At 41.2% G+C, this 19815-nt stretch carries 23 protein-coding genes; 8 read left to right on the top strand and 15 right to left on the bottom strand.

Annotated features, from left to right (window positions below):
* Window positions 1-28: 28 nt before the first annotated feature.
* Window positions 29-1351, top strand: a complete 1323-nt coding sequence (locus MKY52_RS28825) for an APC family permease (RefSeq protein ID WP_341055224.1) — start codon at window positions 29-31, stop codon at window positions 1349-1351.
* Window positions 1352-1438: 87 nt separating this feature from the next.
* The gene (locus tag MKY52_RS28830) at window positions 1439-2395 is read left to right on the top strand and encodes an alpha/beta hydrolase (RefSeq protein WP_341055225.1); all 957 of its coding nucleotides are present in this window, start codon (window positions 1439-1441) and stop codon (window positions 2393-2395) included.
* Window positions 2396-2634: 239 nt separating this feature from the next.
* On the opposite strand, the gene MKY52_RS28835 is transcribed toward MKY52_RS28830, so the two are convergent.
* The 4 genes from MKY52_RS28835 to MKY52_RS28850 all read right to left on the bottom strand — a co-directional run bounded on the left by MKY52_RS28835 (window position 2635) and on the right by MKY52_RS28850 (window position 4299).
* The gene (locus tag MKY52_RS28835; RefSeq protein WP_341055226.1) at window positions 2635-3012 is read right to left on the bottom strand and encodes a hypothetical protein; all 378 of its coding nucleotides are present in this window, start codon (window positions 3010-3012) and stop codon (window positions 2635-2637) included.
* Window positions 3013-3171: 159 nt separating this feature from the next.
* Window positions 3172-3792, bottom strand: a complete 621-nt coding sequence (gene gerPC, locus MKY52_RS28840; RefSeq protein ID WP_341055227.1) for a spore germination protein GerPC — start codon at window positions 3790-3792, stop codon at window positions 3172-3174.
* A 48-nt stretch (window positions 3793-3840) separates the two neighbouring features.
* Window positions 3841-4062: a spore germination protein GerPB gene (locus MKY52_RS28845; RefSeq protein ID WP_341055228.1), complete on the bottom strand. Its 222-nt coding sequence runs from the start codon at window positions 4060-4062 to the stop codon at window positions 3841-3843.
* Window positions 4063-4074: 12 nt separating this feature from the next.
* A complete protein-coding gene (locus tag MKY52_RS28850) occupies window positions 4075-4299 on the bottom strand; it encodes a spore germination protein (RefSeq protein ID WP_036687577.1) in 225 nt (74 codons plus the stop codon).
* A gap of 115 nt (window positions 4300-4414) precedes the next feature.
* On the opposite strand from MKY52_RS28850, the gene MKY52_RS28855 reads away from it, so the two are divergent.
* Together MKY52_RS28855 and MKY52_RS28860 are read left to right on the top strand one after the other, a co-directional pair.
* Window positions 4415-4873 (top strand): Hsp20/alpha crystallin family protein, encoded by a 459-nt coding sequence (locus MKY52_RS28855; RefSeq protein WP_341055229.1) that lies wholly within the window; start codon window positions 4415-4417, stop codon window positions 4871-4873.
* 237 nt (window positions 4874-5110) lie between these two features.
* The gene (locus tag MKY52_RS28860) at window positions 5111-5287 is read left to right on the top strand and encodes a hypothetical protein (RefSeq protein WP_339241515.1); all 177 of its coding nucleotides are present in this window, start codon (window positions 5111-5113) and stop codon (window positions 5285-5287) included.
* A gap of 131 nt (window positions 5288-5418) precedes the next feature.
* On the opposite strand, the gene MKY52_RS28865 is transcribed toward MKY52_RS28860, so the two are convergent.
* Complete coding sequence (locus MKY52_RS28865; protein ID WP_341055232.1) at window positions 5419-6357, bottom strand: GNAT family N-acetyltransferase; 939 nt, start codon at window positions 6355-6357, stop codon at window positions 5419-5421.
* Window positions 6358-6505: 148 nt separating this feature from the next.
* Here MKY52_RS28865 and MKY52_RS28870 point away from each other — a divergent pair, with 148 nt between their 5' ends.
* Window positions 6506-6901: a hypothetical protein gene (locus MKY52_RS28870; protein WP_341055234.1), complete on the top strand. Its 396-nt coding sequence runs from the start codon at window positions 6506-6508 to the stop codon at window positions 6899-6901.
* Between the two features lie 459 nt (window positions 6902-7360).
* Here the strand turns inward: MKY52_RS28870 and MKY52_RS28875 are convergent, their stop codons facing one another.
* The 4 genes from MKY52_RS28875 to MKY52_RS28890 form a co-directional block, all read right to left on the bottom strand.
* Window positions 7361-7543: a hypothetical protein gene (locus MKY52_RS28875; protein WP_341055237.1), complete on the bottom strand. Its 183-nt coding sequence runs from the start codon at window positions 7541-7543 to the stop codon at window positions 7361-7363.
* Between the two features lie 60 nt (window positions 7544-7603).
* Window positions 7604-8017 carry a VOC family protein gene (locus MKY52_RS28880; RefSeq protein ID WP_341055240.1) on the bottom strand — a complete coding sequence of 138 codons (414 nt, stop codon included), beginning with the start codon at window positions 8015-8017 and terminating at the stop codon, window positions 7604-7606.
* Window positions 8018-8051: 34 nt separating this feature from the next.
* Window positions 8052-8975 carry a ketopantoate reductase family protein gene (locus tag MKY52_RS28885; RefSeq protein WP_341055244.1) on the bottom strand — a complete coding sequence of 308 codons (924 nt, stop codon included), beginning with the start codon at window positions 8973-8975 and terminating at the stop codon, window positions 8052-8054.
* Window positions 8976-9262: 287 nt separating this feature from the next.
* Entirely contained in the window at window positions 9263-11038 is a 1776-nt protein-coding gene (locus tag MKY52_RS28890; RefSeq protein WP_341055245.1) for an ABC transporter substrate-binding protein, read from the bottom strand.
* Between the two features lie 143 nt (window positions 11039-11181).
* Between MKY52_RS28890 and MKY52_RS28895 the strand changes: the two genes are divergently transcribed.
* Window positions 11182-12417, top strand: coding sequence for an MDR family MFS transporter (locus MKY52_RS28895; RefSeq protein ID WP_341055246.1), 1236 nt, complete (start codon window positions 11182-11184; stop codon window positions 12415-12417).
* 169 nt (window positions 12418-12586) lie between these two features.
* Here MKY52_RS28895 and MKY52_RS28900 read toward each other — a convergent pair whose 3' ends face one another.
* Window positions 12587-13543 (bottom strand): helix-turn-helix transcriptional regulator, encoded by a 957-nt coding sequence (locus tag MKY52_RS28900; protein WP_341055248.1) that lies wholly within the window; start codon window positions 13541-13543, stop codon window positions 12587-12589.
* Window positions 13544-13653: 110 nt separating this feature from the next.
* Between MKY52_RS28900 and MKY52_RS28905 the strand changes: the two genes are divergently transcribed.
* Window positions 13654-14589: a Gfo/Idh/MocA family protein gene (locus MKY52_RS28905; RefSeq protein ID WP_341055250.1), complete on the top strand. Its 936-nt coding sequence runs from the start codon at window positions 13654-13656 to the stop codon at window positions 14587-14589.
* Window positions 14590-14877: 288 nt separating this feature from the next.
* Here MKY52_RS28905 and MKY52_RS28910 read toward each other — a convergent pair whose 3' ends face one another.
* From MKY52_RS28910 to MKY52_RS28925, 4 genes are all read right to left on the bottom strand, one after another.
* Window positions 14878-15357: a flavodoxin domain-containing protein gene (locus MKY52_RS28910; RefSeq protein ID WP_076298729.1), complete on the bottom strand. Its 480-nt coding sequence runs from the start codon at window positions 15355-15357 to the stop codon at window positions 14878-14880.
* A 33-nt stretch (window positions 15358-15390) separates the two neighbouring features.
* A complete protein-coding gene (locus MKY52_RS28915; RefSeq protein WP_341055252.1) occupies window positions 15391-16038 on the bottom strand; it encodes a TetR/AcrR family transcriptional regulator in 648 nt (215 codons plus the stop codon).
* Between the two features lie 184 nt (window positions 16039-16222).
* Complete coding sequence (locus MKY52_RS28920; protein ID WP_197069683.1) at window positions 16223-16324, bottom strand: sporulation protein YjcZ; 102 nt, start codon at window positions 16322-16324, stop codon at window positions 16223-16225.
* Window positions 16325-16508: 184 nt separating this feature from the next.
* Window positions 16509-17054 carry a GNAT family N-acetyltransferase gene (locus MKY52_RS28925; RefSeq protein ID WP_341055253.1) on the bottom strand — a complete coding sequence of 182 codons (546 nt, stop codon included), beginning with the start codon at window positions 17052-17054 and terminating at the stop codon, window positions 16509-16511.
* Between the two features lie 164 nt (window positions 17055-17218).
* Between MKY52_RS28925 and xerS the strand changes: the two genes are divergently transcribed.
* A complete protein-coding gene (gene xerS / locus MKY52_RS28930; RefSeq protein ID WP_339796103.1) occupies window positions 17219-18301 on the top strand; it encodes a tyrosine recombinase XerS in 1083 nt (360 codons plus the stop codon).
* 229 nt (window positions 18302-18530) lie between these two features.
* On the opposite strand, the gene MKY52_RS28935 is transcribed toward xerS, so the two are convergent.
* Window positions 18531-19793: a molybdopterin molybdotransferase MoeA gene (locus tag MKY52_RS28935; RefSeq protein ID WP_341055255.1), complete on the bottom strand. Its 1263-nt coding sequence runs from the start codon at window positions 19791-19793 to the stop codon at window positions 18531-18533.
* Window positions 19794-19815 lie beyond the last annotated feature (22 nt).

The following is a 19815-nucleotide window of genomic DNA, read 5'->3' on the forward strand; positions in this document are numbered from 1 at the left end:
AAAGACAATGAAAGCAGGATTAAAAATCATGAAAGATTCAAGTTCAACCACTTTACGAAGAAACATCGGCATGCCGCAAGCTATAGCTCTTTATATCGGCGCTGTATTGGGCTCGGGAGTCTTAATCGTTCCCGGACTGGCTGCAGAAATGGCTGGTCCCGCTTCATTGCTGGCCTGGGGATTTATGACGCTGTTGATTTTGCCAATGGCCTTATCGATGGGCCTGCTCTCTGCCAAATTTCCTAACGCAGGAGGCGTGTCCCACTTTGTTACCCTTGCTTTCGGACCTAAAGCCGGATCTTTAGTGGGCTGGTTTTTTCTAATGTCTGTTCCGATTGGTGCGCCTGTCGCTGCGCTGACCGGAGCTGGTTATATGACAGCCGCAATGGGCTGGGATGAACCTGCGAGAATTACTATCGCTGCGGTGATGTTGGCCATCGGGCTAATTACAAACTGGATTGGTATGCAAGTGGCGGGAAAGGTACAAATTGCTGTAGTGATTGCGATTGTAGCTGTTCTCGTCTTCTCGTTTGCTACTGCGCTTCCTCGAATGGAGGTTGAACACTTCACTCCCTTTGCCCCACACGGATGGATGAGCATTGGACAGGCTGCAGCAATCTTATTTTGGTGTTTTATTGGTTGGGAAGCTGTCTCACATCTCTCTGAGGAGTTCAAAGATCCACAACGTGCTGCAGTTAAAGGTGTGACCATCGCTGCTATTATTGTAGGTGTTCTATATTTCTTATCCGCTTTAGCAACGGTTGGCACACAAAGCTACCTTAAAGGTGGGTCGAGCACTTCACTTGTCTGGATCATCAGCCAGCCTCTTGGACGCTGGGGAGGATTTATCGCAGGACTTACAGGTCTCTTCATCTGTACCGCCACCATTATCGCTTATGCCGGTGCTGCCTCGCGTGTGGCTTATGCGTTATCACGTCAGGGCTATGCACCGCAATGGATGGGGAGACTATCCAAACCATATCATACCCCTATCGGTGGGATTGCTTTCCTGCTCCTCTGTTTTGTAACGGTCATGTCACTGTACAGCAGCGGATTGATATCTATCACTACTTTGATCCAGTTTCCAAATGCGACATTTATCCTGACTTATATCGGAGGTTGTGCTGCGGGGATACGCCTACTTAAGGGAAGTAGATTAGGCGTAACGATTAGCTGGATCTCTTTTCTAGCTACCGCTGCCGTGTTTCCTTTTACAGGCTGGGCAATAGGCTATCCGTTACTTATTACTTTGATGTTTATTTTGATCTTCCGTATCAAACATAAACAAACGGTTGCCGGAATAAGGGATTTAAAAAGTGAAATTCGTGAGGATCAACGAAAAGCATTGTAAGACTCATATCGTTTCAGCATTCGTTTAGATGGTTATGGTATGAAGAGGGTAAACTATACTATGACCAGATAAAGGAGACGATACATCATGTCAAATCAACCAAAGATCATTCTTGAGCCAGCAGCGCAGAAATTTGCCGATGATAATTCCAAACCTCCGTTCCTTCCTGATCTTGGACCAGAAAAAGGCCGTGAGACGGTAGATACTGTACAATCCAGTGAGATATATAAACCTGAAGTCGAAATTGAAGATCTTATGGTGCCAGGAGGACCTAATGGTAATGTTTCCATAAGAATTGTCCGGCCCCCTAGCTCCTCTTCCGCATCGTTGCCAGTGATCCTTTACATTCATGGTGCTGGCTGGGTGTTTGGTAATGCACATACCCATGACCGCTTGATCCGTGAGCTAGCTGTTGGAGCGGAGGCTGCCATTGTTTTTCCAAATTACAGCCTCTCTCCAGAAGCTAAATATCCTACAGCAATTGAAGAAATCTATGCTGTTCTGAAATGGATCGCTGCACAGGGTAGTGATCATGCACTTGATGCTAGCAAGCTATCCATAGGCGGTGATAGTGTCGGTGGAAATATGGCAGCCGCCATTACGCTTATGGCTAAAGAACGCAGTGGTCCGAAGATAGGGAAACAACTTTTGTTCTATCCGGTAACGGATGCCTCCTTTGATACCGAATCTTATAATGAGTTCGCAGAAGGATACTTCTTGCAGCGTGATGGAATGAAATGGTTCTGGGATCAATATACAACTGACCCTGAGGAGCGGAAGCAGATCACAGCCTCCCCGCTTCGAGCTAGTGTAGATCAGTTACGCGATCTACCCGAAGCACTAGTCATAACGGGTGAAGCAGATGTTCTACGTGATGAAGGTGAAGCTTATGCCGCTAAATTACGTGAAGCTGGTGTCACTGTTACGGCCGTTCGCTTTCAAGGGATCATACATGATTTTGTGATGCTAAATCCTTTAGCTGAAACCAATGCCAAAAAAGCCGCCATCAAGCTGGCGACTACATGGCTTCGTGAAAGTTTCTAAATAAATATGTTCGTTCACCAAATTAAAGAAAGCCTGCAAATGTGCAGGCTTTCTTTAATTATGAGTTTAATGCTATTTCTATAGCAGAATACCTTTGATGGCCCTCTTTTTCGTAGCTCGAAGGTCTCTTATTTGTGAAAAGTACTTTCTTATAGGATAGTACCTTTTATTAGTTTACATAATAATGATTATGTAAACAATTTTATTTTTATTAAATAAGTATCAACAAATATGCCAAATTACCCCTCATCTTCTGAAGCTATTTCTCGCTTGAACTCACTGGTTCGACTCTCCAGATGAACTGAGCCACCATTTCCAATCTGGAAGGTCGTTCCAGAGCCAATCGATAAGATTTTAATAAATTTAATATTAATGCTTGATTCCTCAGAATCATTCAAAATCTCAACATCATCATTCACTTGGTTCGACCAGGTCGCAAGAGGGATGTCTAAGCGTAAAGCCTCTCTATTATTGCTATTAATCTCTTGTATGTTATTTAGGTAATTTTCTTTACTGCCCACGAATTTGGACTGAATCCGCTCTACAGATCCACATAAGAAAATCGAACTGTCAGACAGATTATTAATGTATACATCTTGTATACGCGAGTTATGCATTGTTAACTACCTTTTTGGACTTGATCCGGAGCACTTGGAGTATATTCTATCACGCTGTCAAACGCCGAAGAACAATTAATCGTCTGCGTATCCCCTACTAAAAATACCGAAGAACCTGATATCGAAAACACTTTTACCGCGTTTACATTTATTTCTCTGTTAATCACGGTTACTTTCATGCGGCTCCCGCCTTCCAGTTATGTTTATTTCCAAATGCCGTTCTACCGCCGTAACAATATCTCGTTTGATTTGTTCAACAATAGAAGCACTTTCCTCTTCTGTGTATCCACGCCCTTCTTCAGCGGCAGGAAGCTGGCTTACATACTCGTTAATCCGGCCATCCATCTGATTCAGCAGATCCTGGGTTACCATTTGGATATACTGCTCATCAATACTTAAGTTCTGCTCTTTTTCTAAGCGTGAAAATTGAAAAGGAACTTCCTCTTGTACATACTTCAGAATCTCTGGACGGATTTTATCCGATAATGCAGATGCAGAAGGTGTCCCCCCCTCTTGCTCCCCAATAGACTTACCGTTGATCATTGCTTCATCCAGATTATTTCCCTCATTTGGTGTTATGCCTATATTTAAAGTGCCTTCCAGCTTCTCGATTTTCAATTGTTCAAAATGATAATTTATAGGACCTATACTTGCAGTTTTATTGTTCTTTAGACTCTCTACGTCACCTTTTAAATCTTGGAGCTGTTTCTCTAGCAATTGAATCTTTTCTGCTTGCACTCTTAATGCATTAAAGACTTGCTGAACGTAATACGGGTTCATACAACCCCCTCCTATAGTTTATTGTATGCGAAGTATAGGAGCCTAATTCTATCGGGTATATAGTTCAGTTGGTGGAGGCAAGGGTACAAGAGGTAAATCACTTACCGCTGGAGTTGGCGCAGGAGGAGATTTTGGAACGTCCCCAGTCTGATAGCTATGAGACAAGGCATTAATGCGTCCGGATGTGCCGATCTGAAGGACCGATGAATTTGAGATCGTACCAATTTTTAGATTATTGACCGATATGCACTGATATACCGTAATATTCATATTAACCCACCCTTAAGGAGGCGATACTTGATCCACCACATCTGAATCCATCGTGTTCGTACTACTGGCAGCATTATTCGTAATGTTCGTGCCTATAGAGTCACCTATTGAGAAGGAGTTGGCACCGGCATAGATTTTAGAGTTACTGCTCAAGATAACAGATGCCGTATTTCCTACTAAGACTGTGGAACTAGGACCCACGCTGTTAATTTTAATGTTGCCGATGATTGAAACCACCAAACCACTCCTCCCTTCGGAATGATAACCTATTCTATGTAGATATTCGCCCAGATGTCACTGAATAAGTCATACGCCCATACAATGGATAAAAAATGAAGGAGGTTCAGCGTTCATGAGTCCGAATAAATCGAACCCTTTAGATTGGATGAACGAAGATCCCTTTTTTAAGAAAAAGCTATCCTTAAAGTCGCTTGAAGAGCAATGGAAGCTGGATCCAAGCCAGATCGATGGTTATGTTGAAAAAATAATCAAAGAAGCTACTGCAGCGACCTCTTCGTCATTTACGAACGAAACCTCAAGTCTGCAATTTGAGCATCTGGACACACATAATTATTTGATCACTAAAATTCGTATTCCAAGTGGAATTCACCCCGAAAGTATTTGGGCACAAATCAACCGAACACAAATCAAATTAAGCGGTCTTAGAAAAGATCATAGCGAGATCATCCCACTTCCCATTCCAGTCAATCCGGATCAGAGCAGAGGCACTTATAAACAAGGCTCACTGCAATTCAGAATGCTGAAAATGTCATCAGGTAAATTTAGAGATATCGATATCCGTTATTTATAAAAAAATCCTTAAAACCCCTCCTTTTTGCTCGTCCAAGTGGTGATCTTCCCTCAATAAAACGTCTTAAAATCAAAACAGCGTATAATTTAAGTTATGCGCTGTTTTTTTAGGGCGTTTTTTTGCCCTTTTTATCCTTAATTTTGTCTCCATCACAAAGGAATTTATAAGCTTCATTCTCCGAACTTTAAGGTTCCCTCGCTCATAAGATAGGGTATCAATCGCAAAGGTGGGCTATTTATGTCCAAAAACAAGCGTGGCAAAGCACTCTGGCGTATGCCATCCCGAAGCAGAGGAACATGTCTGATCTGCGGCAGCACTCGTATTAAGCTTTTGTACATCGGAAAAGGACTTTCTGGCGAAAAGGTTAACGTGTGTAAGAAATGCGAGGGTAAACAAGTAACTAACAGTAACTGAACAAAATTGTTCAGAGGATTTCCAGTCACCATTTATTACATGGCGAAAGGATTACTAAAAAAGTGCAATCCTATCATCGAACCTCGATGAAACCGAATCACACTTTGCTTAGTAATCCTCCACTTCAAAAACTATAGGAGCTCTATACGATACCGTCTTTCCTCACTCGATAAACTGAATCCGACAGATTCATAAAGATGCAATGCAGAATCATTATCTGTTAACACCATTAAATAAGCTTCTTCAAGTCCATGTGTTCTGAAATAGTTTAACGCTTGAGAAAGCATGTACCTAGCAATTCCAAATCTTCTCCACGGCTCAAGAACAAAAACATTTTCAATATACCCACTATTCTCTTCCTGCCATACCATCAAGCTGCCTACAACCCTCTCTCCTTCTCGAACAACCATAGAGTTCCAAAGCGGATTTTGCTTAAACTGAGATAGCCGTTCTTTCCCGAGTGGGGTTTCTGGCCAAACCTCTGCTTCCAATTCTAAATAAAGATCTTCTTCTTGTGGTGTCTCCATCATCCAAGTTGCAAATTCAAATTCCTTTTTCAGTTCAGGTACGGTGTAGGAATGATCAAGAGTATGATTCATTTTAAATAAGCTGTTGTATTGACAGAAGCCCTTTTCTTTTTCAAAAAATTGCGTATTTGCGATCTCCGATGCGTTATTCCCGACACATAGCGTCGTTTTGTAAGCTGTTGATAAAGTTTCCTTCAATTCAAGTGCTCTCAAGAGGAGCGTTCGATACATGCTCTCTAATAAATCGTAGTCTTCTTCTCGTTCAGGTATTGTTTTCAAATTCAAATAGATCGAATGTCTGCTTTCCTTTGAACGCCCGGGCGGCACAATATTTATGATCTCTACTTGACCCTTGGCAACCATTTTTCCATTTTCAAAGGCGCAGTACACATTCTCCCAGTTTTCCTCATCACCAACCCACCAAAAAACAGCATTTCCCCGCGAAGTAACCGAGTTATATAACTCACCCAGTAATGGCATGTCCCCTTGTTCAAAATGACGAATCGTTATTCCTTCTGATGAAAGAATCGTAGATTTTGTCAAAACAAAACCCCTTTTCATATAAATTTTGGCATACATTAAGGGTAGCACATCTCTTCCAATTTCACTTGTTAATGAATAGTTATAATTAATTCTTATATACCGTAACATTTATCGAGTGAACCCTGTCTTACTTACATAGGGGGACTAAATGATGAAGAGACGATTTTTTATAGGTATTGCTATATTTTCAATGGGTATTGTGATAGCTTTCGGGATCAGTACGATATCCAATATTCTGAGTCCATTTAAGAGTTTCTTGCTCACTGTAGATAATCAGTCGGATGATGATATTAGCTCTATTGAAATAGGTTTAATCCATACGGATTCCAAGGAATTATTTACAAGTCCCATCAAGAAAGGTGAAACGAAAAGGTTCAAACCTACACTGAGCTTAAGTGGTGAAGGTTCTATATACCTTAAGTATACTAACGCAAAAGGACAATCCACCCAAGAAACTGTATGCGGTTATACAGAGTTTCTATCTGGTTATTCAACTGTCACGATTACTAATGAGGGCACAACTGTTGTTCAGCAATGTAATTAAATCCGTTCTTCTAAGAAGAAACGATAGTGTCGTCTTTTAAAGACGATAACCGTTTCTCGTAAAAATAGAGGAGGTAAACCCTATTAGGTTCACCTCCTCTTTCATTTATGCAGCTTGCGATTATACCTCCTGAACTGCAGCCCTCGAGATCAGATAATAGTCGTTGAAAGACACCAGTGCGTTGCCCACAATTTTTGAATAACCACTATTTAATAGTGCGCTGATTCTTTGCTCAGCGGTAGGAATGGCCTTGGTAATCATCGCATCAACCCTAAAACAATCATAGAACTCCTTCTCAAACATAGAGAGGATCTCTGTAAGAACTCCTTCATTCTCCAATCTCGAGATCAGATCAAGCCTTAGAACACCAATCAGTCCTACCCCTTCAACGCTCTCATTTCTCGCAAAAAATTCAAAAGTACCAACAGCTTTATCACTATCTTTCTCTACAATACTAAATCAAACGTAACCATGTCCTGCATATTCATCCAGCCAGAATCGTATACAGCCACTCATCTCTTCTATCGTTTGAAAGTTAAAATCGTTATTACAGTTATCGCTATTGAAGAGCGGGATAGAAGCAGCGTCTGAATAACATTCCAGTAGGTCCTCAGCGTCTTCCTTTTGAACCAATCTATACATCAATTGATCACTTTCAAATACCGGGCATTCCTGATATGGGCCTTCTTCAAAGTTTTCTTGCTACGCATTCCCCGAAAAATTTAATTGCCAGGTCACGCCAAATCTATCCGCTACCCAGCCAAATTTCGGACTAAACGGATAGCTTCCAAGAGGCATTAGGACCTGTCCACCTTGTGCTAATGATTCGTAGACCCGATCAATTTCAGCTTCACTCTCACAATTCACATATAAGGATATCGCTGGAGTAAAGGTAAACCCGTGCTGAACATAACTATCTATACACATAAATACTTGTCCATGCAAAGAAAAGGAAGCTTGCATTACACTCCCTTCAGGTCCTGCTTCATTCGCTCCATATCGCTTAATGCTAATCACTTCGGAATCATCAAACAAGGACGTATAGAAATTCATAGCTTCTTCTGCCTTACCTTCGAACATTAGAAAAGTCATAATCTTTTGATTTGTTTCCTTCATAATTGTCCAGCTCCTTATTGTGATTTAAAGTAGATCATTTCATATCATTAACGCTTTCGTATACTTTCAAACGGGCATACACGGTTTCGAGAACCGGATACGCGCCTTGACCCGGAACAGCCATAGCCAGAAGTGCCCCATGCAGATGGTCCGCTTCTACAGGTAGTTGCTTATGCATATCCCGATGCATGGATGAAGTAAATTCAGGTAACACAGAAAGCATCTTTTGCATCGTGGAAGCTATATTTTCCGGTCCCACAGGCATTCCAGCATTTTGAGCCAAGCTAACAATCTCTTGAAGAAGCTGCTCATAGATTGCACGTGCTTTTGGGGAAGCAAAAATAGGCCCAACAGAGCTATCCATTAAAGTGGTAATCCCACTTAGACTAGCTACAAATATATATTTCTGCCACACTTCGCGCTGAATGTCAGAACTTAATGTCACTGTGAAACCGGCTTTATCCAAATGACTCAGAAGCAACTGTGTTCGTTCTGACTCACCACCTGCCCATTCACCAAATACAATACTATGGAACGAACTGCTTTGAACGATAGTACCTGCTGAATCTAAAGTTGTTTCTATATAACAAAGACCACCCAGTACATGTTCTGGGCCAAAACGCTTCTGCAAAATGCTAAATTGATCATAACCATTGAGGAGCGGGAGGATCAGTGTATGTTCACCGACGTAGGGTTCAATGTCATTCATCACCTGAGGCAAATGGTATGCCTTGACCGCTATAATAATGCAGTCGAAGGGCTCTACTGCTTCCCTATTAGAAATCGTTCGTACAGAAGTCTGAAAATCCCCATGAACACTTTTTACAATCAAACCGTCCGCTTCTAACTGAATCTGTTTGGCATTTCGGACGAGAAAAGTAACATCTTCTCCTTTTTGAACTAGACGACCCCCGAAATATCCACCTATAGCTCCTGCACCCACGATAAGAAAACGCATAATAATCTCCCCTTCTTTTCCCTTAATTTAAACAAACAAAAAGACCTTTTAGCTATCTGCTAAACAGGTCCGAAAGGCAAAAAAAGAGTCAAGTATCGACCGTTCTTTTGTCTCGGTCCTTACGGATCTGAGCAAAATCCAACGAGTTCACCTCCATGGCTACAAGTTAATTACTATTCATTTATTAAAACCTATTAGAGCACCATTCGATGATTTATCGATACAGCCTCCCTGGAAAGTATAGCAAAAGAAAACATTCCTGTACAAGCATATTTAGGTAACTCTCCTTAAAGACTAGTAGTTTTGATCCATAGTTTTGAGATATCCAGAAATCCGAATGAACTGGTGTGAAGTCCAAACAAGCTTTGATTTAGCTGCGCTTTTTTATTCATATGACAACCATATAACACCCAATAGTTGTCCCTAAGCACACCTTCTGCCTGATCCAGCAACTTAATTCTTTCTTCCTTTGGGGATTGCGTGAAATCGGTAAGTACATCTGAGAATAACAAGATCTGTTCATCTCTCAGCAGAGAAAAAAGATAATTAAGTTTATTATTAAAGTAGTTAACCATTCCCCACTGCCAATCATCCTCAAGAACCTCTTCGGCAAGTAGGATTTCGGAGGTGTTCTTTATATCTGCTGAGTTAAACTCGTTGAATAAATACAGCTCAATATGCAGTCCTACTGAAGCTGCTCGTGTTTGAAGCCACAGGGCTTCTTCGCGCTCTTCTTTTTTATCTTTTGTAGCTAATCTTAAGGTCTCCCCCTGGTAGCCACTTGCCACTAGAAGCTCTCTCGCATGTTCCAGAGTAGGCTCAATAATACTTCTCTTACTGCTCTCCCAAGGTAAAAAGCTATCAGCAGGGGTACTACGGTTCCCTCCTAACTCCTTAATTAAGGCTTCTCGGCTGTAAAGGATTCGTATAGCCTGCCGGAATAGTTGGTGTTGATGAATTCCGCCTTTATGGAAATTGAACAAGAGATATCGGCATCCCAAGGCAGGGTAGTCAATACTGTGGTTACAGATGATATTAGGTAACAAACCTTCCTGAGCAGATTCAGGAAGTTCATACAAGCGTTCATTTGAAGCTTGTTCTGGCAAATACCAGATTTCTACACGATCTAGTAGCGGGCGTATACCGTAATAATAGTCAAATGCCGCGAGGACTAGCACATCTTCATTAAGATCTAGTAAACGATAGGGCCCTGTTCCACACACTTCATTTACAAGATCTACATCATGAGGAAGAATCGACATATGAATACAACTGAACATATGGAGAAAAAAGAGATTCGGACGAGACAGCTCAAACCTGATCCTGTGATCTCCTTCAAGCTCTACTCGTTCAATATCTTTGTACAAGCTCAACGCCGGACTGTTCAAATCTATAAGTCGTTGAAATGTCTCTTTTACGTCTCTAGAGGTCATAGTCCTGCCGTGATGGAATCGCACACCTTTCCGTAGATAAAAAATATAACTAGTATAATCTTCACTTGCTTCCCACATATGCGCCAATCCGGGAAGAAAGGTATCACTTGCCGCATCATAGGTAACTAATGTGCTATAAATTTGTCCGAGTAAATAGGATTCAAACGCGGTATATACATAAGCTGGATCCAGCACTTCCATGTGCCGGTTTCGTGTAATTCGCAAGACATCCAATCCTGATGTCGACTCCGTTTCACTGCGGAAGCCCATCTGCTTATTTAACACCATTAATAACCGTTCCTTTAATGTGTCGCTAACCTGACCACGACTTAATAACTCTATAGCTTCCTTAATCTTCCCCTTATTAATCAGTTCCTGAAAGTTGTCCTCCAGCACCTCTTCAATCGTTCGAAGAAAAGTTAGCTGCGAGATATTTCCACGTCCTCTTCCAGGCTGCCAGTGTATAAAACCCTGCTCTTCAAGTTTTCGCAGAATAAATTTTACATTACGCGGAGTGCAGCACAGAATCGAAGCTAGTCTATCTATCGTCACTGGATTAGCTTCCCCTATATCTATTGAGGATGGGATGGCTATTGCTAAACATAAAAAATGATTACTAATATGGTCCACGATCGTTCACTCCTTTAAAGGTGAAACACTGTAAGTAATTCTTACACTTTTACTTCCCCCTTTTATCATTATAATTATACATATATCGTCAATGAATATGCAGTACTAAATTATAGCTATCAGATTAGGAGACCTTTTCAATTATGAACCAGCATCTTAGGCATATTCACCCACTAGCTTGGACTATCATCGTCGGTACGATGTTCGGACGTTTGGTAACTTCAATGAGCATTCCGTTCTTATCCATCTATTTAACCCAAGTCCTTGGAGCCACCCCCACACAAACGGGGATTACGGTAGCCGTCAGCTCTCTGGCGGGGGTAATGGCCAGCTTCTACGGAGGATATATCTCGGATATTGTAGGCCGCAAAATTGTCATGCTAATCTCCGTATTTGGCTGGGCGGCAGTATTCTTCGGATTCTCTGTTGCACAACATCTGTGGGTGTTCTTCCTGGTCAACACCCTGAACGGTTTATGCAGATCCGTGTTTGAGCCCACATCACGGGCACTTTTATCCGACATTACCCCTGCTGAAAGTAAGCTGCTTGTATTCAATCTTAGATACGCTGCGATTAACCTTGGTGTTGTCTTTGGTCCGATTATTGGAGTACAGCTCGGTTCTGCCGAATCAACGTTTCCTTTTATGATCGCTGGTATTGTATATGTTGCATATGGAATTGTATTATTCGTCCAATTTAAATTGCATCGTTCAACCATGCAGAGTCATATGCAAGCCGAACCACCACGTTTACTTGAAGCCTTGGCAACAACCGGTAGAGACCGTGTATTCTTGCCAGTTCTACTTGGTACAATCTTTTGTGTACTTGGATACGGACATTTTGGTTCCACTATGGCGCAATATTTAGCAATGAACACCCATTTCACAAATGGTGGGCAATTATTCTCCTATATGTTGTCACTCAATGCCATTACAGTATTAGTGGTGCAATATCCTATTGTACGTACTGCAAGCAAATTCTCACCCATTGTTCCATTGATTCTCGGAAATATCTGCGTTGCTATTAGTCTTCTCTTAGTAGGTTTAGCTGAAGGTGTAGCCCTTCTAATGTTTAGTGTCGTACTATTTACGATAGGGGAAGTACTGCTCTTTACGATGATGGATATGTTAATTGATCGGATCGCGAAGCCAGAAATGAAGGGTACGTACTTTGGAACGATTGGCTTTAACAATTTGGGGAGTGTAATCGCGCCTATCTTCGGCGGAGTGTTGTTGGATCATTATGGAGCTCAGAACGGCCTTACGATCTTCCTGCCACTCGCTTTAACCACGGCTATAGGTCTTCCTTTTCTAATCGTAGCGCACAAGAGGCTTACTGCTAGAGAAAAGTTATCTCTTGGCGTAGACGCTAGCACATAAAAGTCTAATTTATTAAATCTAAAGGTTATTATGGGGCAATCCCAAATTAGTTAACATATTAATTATTATGTAAACTTATTGAATGAATAAAGCCTATTCACAAATGAGCGGGACCGTTTCATTGCAGAACATGCAATCGAAACGGTCCCTTTTTCACAAAAAAATCATACTAATTGTAAACCTCCTGTAGCAAATTCGCCTGTACTTTCACATATTGTCTTAATTCCAAAGGTTCCACAATCTCGGCTTGTCCAAGTATCCTCCAAACATTCGTACATGCACTATCATAACTATACATATTTACAGTATGGGTTATTTGATCTCCTTCCTCTACTCTATTCATAATCTCCACCCCGTGTAGCGAGGCCTCTCTCCTCTTATCCGTTCTAATCAATACTGGGTAGATCTCTTCCTCTTTACAAGCTTGCTTAAATCCCCTCTCCTGCTGCTTCCAGTGCCTTTCTAATGAAAAGTCCTGAGGGATAGCATACTCTTCTTCTATAAGGTGTGTAGAGGCGATTCGCTCACATTTAAACGTGCGGATTTGTTCGATTTCTTCACAGTAGGCTATAAGATACCACTCTTCTTTTTTCACAACTAGACCATAGGGCTGTAATTTCCTGCTCGAAATGACTCCGTTAATCTTGTGGTACTCAATCTGCAGTTTCTGAGATCTCCAAACAGCAGTTCGAATCGATTCCAGACATGGAATCTCTAAGCGTTCTGTCCACCAAGGCGTATCATCAAAATAAAAACGTCTTTGTGCCTTCTGGATATCATTTTGATAGGAAGCGGGTAATGATTTTTCTAATTTCAAGAGGGTTGTCTTTAGCTTTAATCCGGAATCTGTATGTCCGCCAGTATGTATCCCCATTCCTGTTAGAAATAGATTGATTACATCTTCCCCATGAAGCTGATTTAGGTTAACAGTATACCCCTCCATCAAGGAGATGCCACCATTCGGTCCCGGCGTGGATAACAGTGGTATTCCTGCTTCAGCTAATACATCAATGTCTCTGTAGATAGAACGTACGGAGATTTCCAAGGCTTCAGCTAAGTCATTGGCCTTCATCTTCCCTCTTGATTCCACTAATAATAAAATTGCAATCAAACGATGCAAGCGCATGGGAGCCTCCAAGTTTTTCTTTTTTTATAGTATACATCATAATTCTTGCCAAGCTGTTGTCAACAATAGAAGGTTATGATTAGTTCATTACATTAAAGGAGCTGATACACATGATTATAGGCGTATTAGGAACTGGATTCGGAGCTTATCATGCGCAGTTATGGACGACAATGGATCGAGTTGACAAAGTAATTATCTTTGGTCGGAACGAATCTAAGCTGCAGGAGCTAAAACAAGCTTTAGGCGTTGAGATAACTACTAATATTGACGATATTATGCTTGATTCCACCATCAATGTGATTGATATCTGTTTGCCCTCTTTTTTACATAGGCAGTATGTAGTCGATGCGCTTAAGCATGGAAAACATGTATTCTGTGAGACACCGGTTTGCTACAACTTAGAAGATGCTCTTGCGATGAAGGAAGCTGAACAACTGTATAATTCGCGAGTTCTCGTCAACCAGTTTATTAAATTCGATCCTGCGTACAAATATCTTTATGAAACGACTCATAATGAGAAATACGGAAAACTCTTATCTCTTACCTTAAAAAGAGAAACGCCTCCTTTGTGGGGTGACCTCGGTCTGCATGCTATCGCTACAAATCTGATGATTCACGAATTGGATTTTGTGACCTGGATGCTGGGATCTATGGAGCCGCACTCGGTTTGGGGATCCGATGGTGGTAAAAGTACTCAAGCCTTAGTCCGTGCAATTTTTCAACAACCTCATGTATCCGCAGAGATCGTTGTTTCTTCACAAATGCCGGCTTCGTATCCTTTTACCGTAGGCTATGAGGCTTATTTTGAACAAGGCAAGCTTGTCTATCAAGAGAGTGACAACATGAATGGAGCTGTTGAAAGATCATTAGTTGAATATACCGCTGTAGGTAAACAAGATCTTTTGTTAGAACCAGCTAATCCCTATGAAAAAAGTTTGGAGTATGCACTCCAATGTCTAGTGGAGGGTAGTTCATCAATAATTGAGTTAGACCATGCGATACAAGCTATAGAACTAGCTATTTGCATTGAAAAAAAGCTTGTATAAATGGATCAAGGGATGTTATATCCTTTTTCATGGGTTTTGTTTGTAGGGTGAGGTGAATTGTTTATTGATGTGTAGTGTCTAGGGTGAGGCGATAGTGGATTTTGACTAATCTATTGTGAATTTTTCATATGATGAATTAGCGGAAAATAATAGCGATAAAATCAAAAATCAATACTTTTTATAAGCCCCCTTCTCCTATCTAACGATAATTGGTATCTGAAACAATAATCAGTTAACATAATAATGATTATGTTAACTGATTTCAGGAAATCGATTTTCCACACTCGTTCACCGCTTCTTTAGCGCAAGTGCGAACCGTTCTATCGTCTCTTTGGATAATCCATTTACACTCTTATTCTTCCCTTTTACCACTCGTAGAACCACTCGATCTAATGCAGTCATTTTTTCTTCGTAAATCTCATCACCGAACACTTCTTTTGTAATTGATTGGTTATACAGCTTCTCTGGAAATGAAGATTTCAATTCTTGTATGGCTTGCTCCCCCTTCGCTCCTGCACAAATAAACAATCCAACGCGCTTTTTAGCCAGTTCATTTTGATATTTTGAAGTAAACTCCGTCATTTGTTTTTGTATTTTCCCAAAATAAATAGACCCACCTAAGATGACAGTATCGTACCGTTCTAATGTAGGCTCTTTAGCATGCATTAAATTAACTACTTCAGTCTCATCATCCAATTGATTTTTCAATAAATAGGCAGCTTTCTCCGTACATCCATATTTAGAAGTATAAATAATAATCGTCTTCATTCTGATTCTTCCCTCCACCCTCTGATCATCCTACTATGTTAAAGGCTCACGAATCTCCCTGGTGGCTATTGAAACCATAGAATCCAAATAACAAGATATCAGTGCTTCAACCTGATCTTCAGGCAAATCCTTTTCCACAATCAAACGCATAATTAATCCGAACGCAGCACTCCACATCACTTGAGCAGTGAGCTCTATCGAAGATTCCATATGTTGTTCTTTCGATTCGAACCTAGATAGACATTGACAGAGCATACCTATCGCTTTACGCTCCTGACCAGCTCCCTTGAATAGAACTGCTGTGTAACTAAGAACAGCCGGTGTATCATTTAGCATAACATTACGGTACTCAACACTTGTGGAAAGGGTCATCCTGATCCATTGCTCAAGCGATTGTCTCAAAAGCATCTCTGGTGGCAGTTCATGCTCTGCCTTTCGTTGTACAGACTGAAGCCCGTCAACCATATCTGTATATTTCTGTTGCAAATATCTCACCACAATTTCATCTTTACCCTGAAAGTAATGATAAATAATACCCGGAGAATACTCGATTTTCTCTGCAATTTTGCGAATAGAAAGCTTTTCAATCCCCTCCTCTGCAATCAACAAAGCCGCAGCCCCTAAAATTCTTTTCTTCATTTCCTCACGCTCACGCATTTGCCTTTGTTCTTTAGTCATCATGACGTCTCCTTATAATTTGAACATCGTTTAGTCATTGAACATTGTTAAATATATATAATTTATAACGCTCTTTTCTATATAGTAAGTCACAGGCAAACCACCCAACCCTTATTGTCATATCCAAACATGAAAAATCCGCCAGTCCTTATAGACTGGCGGAACCAAACTTCATGATGTTAAAGGATTACAGACAAAGAGTTTTAGTGATGATAACCAACAGGATAAACAGAACCAGAATCGCTCCTGTGGAAGTAAATCCACCATATCCTCCTGCGAATTCGCCCATTTTAACTCCTCCTTTGTAATTGAGTACACCATAAGATATGCTAAATCCCACTCTGTGCTTGGGTGAAATGAACAAAAATAACCCAACAATCCTGTTAAGACTGTTAGGTTATTCATTTATGGTTTACATAACAATTATTATGTAAACTATTGCTGCATTTATCTTAATTATCGTAAGATAACCATTAATTTTTCATGACTACATCATCGCTGTTACCTTTACAATTATTAACCTTATTATTAGTTAATGTGTTGAAGTATTGACTCGGATTTCCTTGAGGCGGATTAAAACGCTCTTTAAATTCTCCATTTGTGTACTCTCCAATCACTCTATGCCAGAAATTACGGGCAGGCGTATTCGCGCGTACCTGTGACACCTTCCAGTCGCCTGGGTACATATCAAACAACTTATGCGCGGCCCAGGTCCCCACACCGCTCCGGCGATATTTTTGCATCACAAAAAACTCAGTCATGTAAAATTGCCCTTCGGGATCATACAACAACCGTTCTACCAATGCAAATCCGGCAATATTCCCGTCTACTTTAAACAAATACGCTAATTTATTGTTGCCACTACTCCAAAATGATTCTAATCCCGGATAAGCTGGATATACTCCATCTTGATCTACATCAAGCTCCAGATAACGGGTGAAATCATATAAATAGTACTGCATTAGTTTGCTTATCGTCTGTTTCCGCTCTTTGGGAACCAGCTCCATTCCAAGTTCCATTTAGTGCACCTCTGCCATTTATGTTTACTACACATCATATAACTTAGTTACTTCAGGAGCAAGTTCATCGCTAGTAAATAGCTTTGATCAAAGCCCATGGGAGGACAAAACATGATAAGATAGAAAGAAGAAATGATATGCAAACTATGGAAAAGGTGAATCACATGAGCGTTCAAAAGAACGATGACCGTAAAAAACTGGATCTAAAGCTACCTCTCATGCCTTGGTTCGTTCAGCAGTTTATTGATTATAAGCGTCCTGATCTATCCCCTTCCACCCTCCTGGAGTATATTCGGGACTATGAGTCCTTTTTTGGATGGCTGCGTGCAGAAGGCCTCTCACAGGCCAACTCCAATACAGAGATCACCCTGCTGGAATTAGAAACCCTGCATATGGATAGTATTGTTGGATACCGCCTACACCTCACTACCCGAGCTGAGGGAACCAATACACGTGTAACCGTGTCCCGTAAGCTGTCCGCATTACGCTCTTTATTTCATTATTTAAGTCAAATCGCTGAGGACGAGAACTTCTATCCATTGCTTAAGCGAAACATTATGGCTAAGGTTGAAGTTAAACGAACGCATAAACCTAAGGATACTGCTGCTAAATTAAAGGGCAAGATTCTAGAGGATGAGGAACTGCTGGAATTCGTGGGGTACATTTTCGAAGGATATGGACGAGATGTCGAAGGAAACAAGCAGGCCTATTACTCCTTTCAATTAAATCGTGAACGCGATGCCTGTATTGCCAGCTTAATTCTGAATTCTGGTCTTCGTGTATCCGAAGTAGTCAATCTAAACGTAGATGATCTGGATGTTAACAACAAGCTGATCTATGTCACCCGAAAAGGGAACAATGATGAAACCTTCAAAACCCCTGTTTATTTTCGAGAACAAGCTAAAGAGGATTTAGCTCTTTATTTAAGCCTACGTCAATCCCGTTATAAAACGCCGAAGAGGGAAAAAGCTTTATTTATCGCTTTGCCCAATGGACGGCAAGAAGGCAAACGCATGACCAAAAGAGCCATTCAAGAAATGATTATTAAATATGCAAAACGCTTTGGTAAGCCCTATCTTACGGTACATAAGCTTCGTCACTCTTTTGCAACAGACTATTATCTGCAAAACGATATTTATAAAACGAAAGAACAGCTCGGGCATGCTTCGACAGAAACAACCGAGATCTATGCTCATCTCACGGACAAAACGATGTCTGAGGCGATTGAACGCCGTTTGGATAGTTAATTTTTGCGAAAAGCCGGCCATACCCTATCCGATTTTTATGGAAAAGGTGTGGCCGGCTCTCTTTTTACATGGTTTAGAAAGACTGATCAGATTAGCATTATGTTGAATTATCGGCTTTTCTATTGTGAATTTTTCATATATTGAAATGTTGTAAATAATATCGTTGGCATATTAGATAATTAGCTATTTCCGTCCTATTGTTAATGTCAAAAAGCATTTTACCTTTATCCTATCCCCGTATTTCTCCCGGAAGCTTGATAATAGTCACTTTAGCACCCGCAGATAAGCCTCGATCCTCTGGTGGAACAACAATCAGACAATCGCTATCCTTGATCGTGACCATCACGGAAGATTCGTCTATCGCTGCTGGAATGGCATAAAGGCTGCCTTCACGGATCTCTAATCGCGCTCTAACAAATCGGGTAAAGTCATTCACTCTGTTATAATCTGCACCGAGTGTGGCTGTCCATTCTGGTAAGAACGGCTGTGACGCACACTGCATTAATCTGATAACCGGACGTGCGAACAATTGAAAACCAACGAAACAAGCACCTGGATTACCTGATAGGGCTAACAGCAGCTTACCACCTCTAACAGCAGCAGTGGTTACACTCCCCGGACGCATCGTCACTTTATTAAATAACATATCTCCACTCTGTTCACGAACTAAATCGCCCATAATATCATAATCTCCTACCGATACTCCACCCGTAGTGATTACAAAATCATAGGTTTCCAGCGCCATCTGTACTTTACTTCGAGCCAGCTCCAGATCATCCACAATAGATCCCAGCATCACTGGCTCCCCACCTGCCTCTTTGACTAAAGCTTCGAGCATGGGTGAGTTGCTGTTTCTAATTTTGCCAGGCTGTAGTGGTTCATGTACCTCTAGCAGCTCTGTGCCTGTCGCAAAGATAGCTACCTTAGGCCGACGATAGACTTTCACTGTATGTATGCCAAACGCTGCCAGAACAGCTATATCCCCCTCAGAGATTAATCGCCCCGCTGGCAGCACTAGCTCACCAGAGCTTAACTCCAGCCCCATCGGTGTGATATTAGACTTCGCTTCCTGCTTCTTTCGAATACCTACGTAAGTCTTTCCTTCTTCCTCACGTGTCTCCGTTACTTCTAGCATAACTACAGTATCTGCCCCTGACGGCACTTGTGCTCCAGTCATTATCCTTGCTGCTGTTCCCGAAGTTATATCTACCGATGCCACAGCGCCACATGGAATATTGTCCACCATTTCTAACCATATGACTTGTCCATTTACACAGTGATTAGTATCTGCTGCAATAATTGCATATCCATCCATGCTAGAACGGTTAAACGCGGGAAAAGGATGTGGCGCAATCACTTCCTCAGCCAAATAACGTCCACAGACCTCATTCAATGAGACCTCCTGTGACTCTAGCGGATTAGCAAATTTGATTATTTTGGCCTGTGCCTCTTTTACTTGAAGCGCTCTGCGCTGAAATTTATGATCCTTCATACCATACCTCCGCTCTAAATCG

It is taken from the genome of Paenibacillus sp. FSL P4-0184 (assembly GCF_038004625.1).
Taxonomy (GTDB): Bacteria; Bacillota; Bacilli; order Paenibacillales; family Paenibacillaceae; genus Paenibacillus_AQ.

Coding starts and splice junctions, on each gene's coding strand:
- MKY52_RS28825 (WP_341055224.1), top strand. CDS start 29: ATGAAAGATTCAAGTTCAACCACTTTACGAAGAAACATCGGCATGCCG.
- MKY52_RS28830 (WP_341055225.1), top strand. CDS start 1,439: ATGTCAAATCAACCAAAGATCATTCTTGAGCCAGCAGCGCAGAAATTT.
- MKY52_RS28835 (WP_341055226.1), bottom strand. CDS start 3,012: ATGCATAACTCGCGTATACAAGATGTATACATTAATAATCTGTCTGAC.
- gerPC (WP_341055227.1), bottom strand. CDS start 3,792: ATGAACCCGTATTACGTTCAGCAAGTCTTTAATGCATTAAGAGTGCAA.
- MKY52_RS28845 (WP_341055228.1), bottom strand. CDS start 4,062: ATGAATATTACGGTATATCAGTGCATATCGGTCAATAATCTAAAAATT.
- MKY52_RS28855 (WP_341055229.1), top strand. CDS start 4,415: ATGAGTCCGAATAAATCGAACCCTTTAGATTGGATGAACGAAGATCCC.
- MKY52_RS28860 (WP_339241515.1), top strand. CDS start 5,111: ATGTCCAAAAACAAGCGTGGCAAAGCACTCTGGCGTATGCCATCCCGA.
- MKY52_RS28870 (WP_341055234.1), top strand. CDS start 6,506: ATGATGAAGAGACGATTTTTTATAGGTATTGCTATATTTTCAATGGGT.
- MKY52_RS28875 (WP_341055237.1), bottom strand. CDS start 7,543: ATGTATAGATTGGTTCAAAAGGAAGACGCTGAGGACCTACTGGAATGT.
- MKY52_RS28880 (WP_341055240.1), bottom strand. CDS start 8,017: ATGAAGGAAACAAATCAAAAGATTATGACTTTTCTAATGTTCGAAGGT.
- MKY52_RS28885 (WP_341055244.1), bottom strand. CDS start 8,975: ATGCGTTTTCTTATCGTGGGTGCAGGAGCTATAGGTGGATATTTCGGG.
- MKY52_RS28895 (WP_341055246.1), top strand. CDS start 11,182: ATGAACCAGCATCTTAGGCATATTCACCCACTAGCTTGGACTATCATC.
- MKY52_RS28900 (WP_341055248.1), bottom strand. CDS start 13,543: ATGCGCTTGCATCGTTTGATTGCAATTTTATTATTAGTGGAATCAAGA.
- MKY52_RS28905 (WP_341055250.1), top strand. CDS start 13,654: ATGATTATAGGCGTATTAGGAACTGGATTCGGAGCTTATCATGCGCAG.
- MKY52_RS28910 (WP_076298729.1), bottom strand. CDS start 15,357: ATGAAGACGATTATTATTTATACTTCTAAATATGGATGTACGGAGAAA.
- MKY52_RS28915 (WP_341055252.1), bottom strand. CDS start 16,038: ATGATGACTAAAGAACAAAGGCAAATGCGTGAGCGTGAGGAAATGAAG.
- MKY52_RS28920 (WP_197069683.1), bottom strand. CDS start 16,324: ATGGGCGAATTCGCAGGAGGATATGGTGGATTTACTTCCACAGGAGCG.
- MKY52_RS28925 (WP_341055253.1), bottom strand. CDS start 17,054: ATGGAACTTGGAATGGAGCTGGTTCCCAAAGAGCGGAAACAGACGATA.
- xerS (WP_339796103.1), top strand. CDS start 17,219: ATGAGCGTTCAAAAGAACGATGACCGTAAAAAACTGGATCTAAAGCTA.
- MKY52_RS28935 (WP_341055255.1), bottom strand. CDS start 19,793: ATGAAGGATCATAAATTTCAGCGCAGAGCGCTTCAAGTAAAAGAGGCA.